This is a genomic window from Nostoc sp. DedSLP03 (assembly GCF_034530815.1).
GTDB lineage: Bacteria > Cyanobacteriota > Cyanobacteriia > Cyanobacteriales > Nostocaceae > Nostoc.
Window position 1 is genome coordinate 1 of record NZ_JAVRCK010000211.1, and the last position, 2,386, is coordinate 2,386.

The window sequence follows — 2,386 nt, forward strand, 5'->3', positions numbered from 1 at the left end:
GATTATCTTCTAAATGAATATCGCTTATTGGCCCATAGACATCGGCATTCATTACTTGATTATCACCAGGCGATCCATTAAAGGCAGTCTTCCAAGTGCATCGCACAGAATAAAGCGCTCCCACGCCTTGACCACCAATAAATGGCGGGTAATTTGGTGTGAATGTTTCAAGGTGTGCAGTTCCCGATGGTAGATTTTGGGAGAAAAAAGCGTCAGAGATGTAACCACCAACTGCCCCACCGATGATTCCGCCAATGATGCCACCAATCGGGCCACCAAAAGCAGTTCCTATTATCGTTCCTGCCGTACTACCGGCAAAAGTCCCAGCAGTCCCTACAACAGCTTGTGTTACCGATTGCCCAGCAAGAATCCTGCTACCCAAAGACACACCCGCACTTACCCCAGGTACAAGGAACCTTCCTGCTGACTGTGGTAGTGACTTGGGTAGAGCCTGCCCGATGCCGCCAACTGTATTTGCGATCGCTTCACGCAATATCGCTGGGCGTGGTGTCGCAGTCGGTTCTACCAGAGAATCGGCGCGTGCTGCTGTACCGTTTGGTGTTGGCGGCGGTGCGCCTGTGGATGGTAGCGGCTGGCGTTCGGGTGTTGAGCGCTGGATTTGAGCAACAGGTGATTCCCTCCGTGGTGGCTCTAGATCAGGGTTTTCAATACCGTTTATACGATTTTTAATTTGCTGTCGCTGTGCTTGCTCCCTACCAAGTATTTCTTCCTCTACAGCCTTCTCTCTCTGTACGCCCTCTTTATGATACTCAGGGTAATGTGCAGTTTCCATTTCCCATAAACGCTTCTCCATTATCCGCACGGCGGGGTTATCCCTGTTGGATTCGGTAATCGGCATGGACGGTTGAAGTGGAACTGCTGGGGCTGGACGCTGCATCAATGCCCCGTACATATCCGCGTCAGCGTAATCAAGAGATGCAAATTGACGAGGGTTGATAGCGTCTGTCATATCAATTCTGCTTAAATGCCGCAGGTAAAGCAGTATTACTTAATGGCTGAATATACGTCCAGTTCTTATTTGCACCACTAGCTTGATCGGGGGAAACCTCCAGCGATAATCTGACGATCATCCGTGTTTTTGCATCTGCGGCTACCCAAAAGTTCCCCGATTGGCAAGCGCGCTCCGTGTAGCCCGCGCCTTCAACAACGACAAGTGTCGAATTGATATTGAATAATGCTAACCCTACCCATGCAGCAAGTTTTTCTAAAGTGTCGATCTGAGATGGAATATCTGTTGCTGGATTAAGTGCTGTCATTTGAAGAGATTTCTAAATAGTTACTCTTCTGTTTTATTAGCCAATAAAAAATAAGTAAATGTTCTACTTTTATGTAAAACAGGTAGATTCTCTGAAGACGTGTAATGCTTGCTGCTAATAGGATTAAGTCGAATATTTCTAATAGTAAAAGTTAGGAATATTCCGGTTTAACCATTGACAGTGGTTAAACCAGAATAGGCAGAAGTAAAAAATAAAATGAAAAATAATCGAAATGGACAAGCCGCAATTTTAAGCGATGCGGATTATTCCAAAATTCGCAAGCAGATCCGCTCTCAAAAATATAAACTGCTTTTGGATCTGGCTTGGTACACCGGGGAAAGGTGGGGTGCGTTGGTGAAGTTACAACTGCTTGATGTGTACAACCTTGATGGTACACCCAGCGAGTATATCAACTTTCGCGCCAGGACTCGCAAGGCAACACCCAATGGAAAGCGGCAGACGCGCCAGGTGCCGGTTCACGATACCTTGGCTGAATTGCTGGCAGCATATAAACCACTCCCCGGTTCGATTTGGTTATTCCCATCCAGGGAAGCGGATAAACCTATGGGGCTAAGGGCGGCTGACCAAATTTTACGTACAGCTGTTGAAAGAGCCGGACTTTCAGCCAAGGGGATATCAACTCACTCCACCCGCCGGAGTTTTATAACGAAATTAGCAAAGCGGGGTGTAAGCTTGGCAACGATTAAAAAAGCCACTGGTCACACTGACTTGAAGGTACTTTCTCGGTACATCGAGGTGAGTGACGATGACGTGAAAAGCGCGATCGCTACTCTATGATCAACAAACTCCTATCCCTGCAAATCGAAATCTTCCTTAAGGCATTTGAGGCTGGAAAGTATGACCATCCACTCTTTCTAGCTATGACTCTAGAGTGTTTGGCTAACCAGGCATGGGATGAAGTTGACCGACTTTACCCGAATTTATGACAAATGGTAGCCGGGGCGGATAGGCTAGATTCGCCGATAACACAATTGGATTTACTCGCGCGATCGCACTTTGGGTTACTCGCGCGATCGTTTTTCATTAGTCATTCGTCATTCGTCATTCGTCATTCGTCATTGAGCATTGGGAGTTAGTGGTAATATTGC

4 protein-coding genes are annotated in these 2,386 nt (G+C 46.9%); 2 read left to right on the forward strand and 2 right to left on the reverse strand.

The window, feature by feature from the left end; all coding sequences use genetic code 11:
• The coding region (locus RM368_RS38240) for a hypothetical protein (protein ID WP_322698893.1) at window positions 1-970 on the reverse strand (970 nt) is incomplete at its 3' end.
• Between the two features lies 1 nt (window position 971).
• A complete protein-coding gene (locus RM368_RS38245) occupies window positions 972-1,277 on the reverse strand; it encodes a glucose-6-phosphate dehydrogenase (RefSeq protein ID WP_322698894.1) in 306 nt (101 codons plus the stop codon).
• A 216-nt stretch (window positions 1,278-1,493) separates the two neighbouring features.
• On the opposite strand from RM368_RS38245, the gene RM368_RS38250 reads away from it, so the two are divergent.
• The gene (locus RM368_RS38250) at window positions 1,494-2,075 is read left to right on the forward strand and encodes a tyrosine-type recombinase/integrase (RefSeq protein ID WP_322698747.1); all 582 of its coding nucleotides are present in this window, start codon (window positions 1,494-1,496) and stop codon (window positions 2,073-2,075) included.
• Window positions 2,072-2,224 carry a hypothetical protein gene (locus tag RM368_RS38255; RefSeq protein ID WP_322698746.1) on the forward strand — a complete coding sequence of 51 codons (153 nt, stop codon included), beginning with the start codon at window positions 2,072-2,074 and terminating at the stop codon, window positions 2,222-2,224. Before RM368_RS38250 ends, RM368_RS38255 begins: the two co-directional genes overlap by 4 nt.
• Window positions 2,225-2,386: the final 162 nt, after the last annotated feature.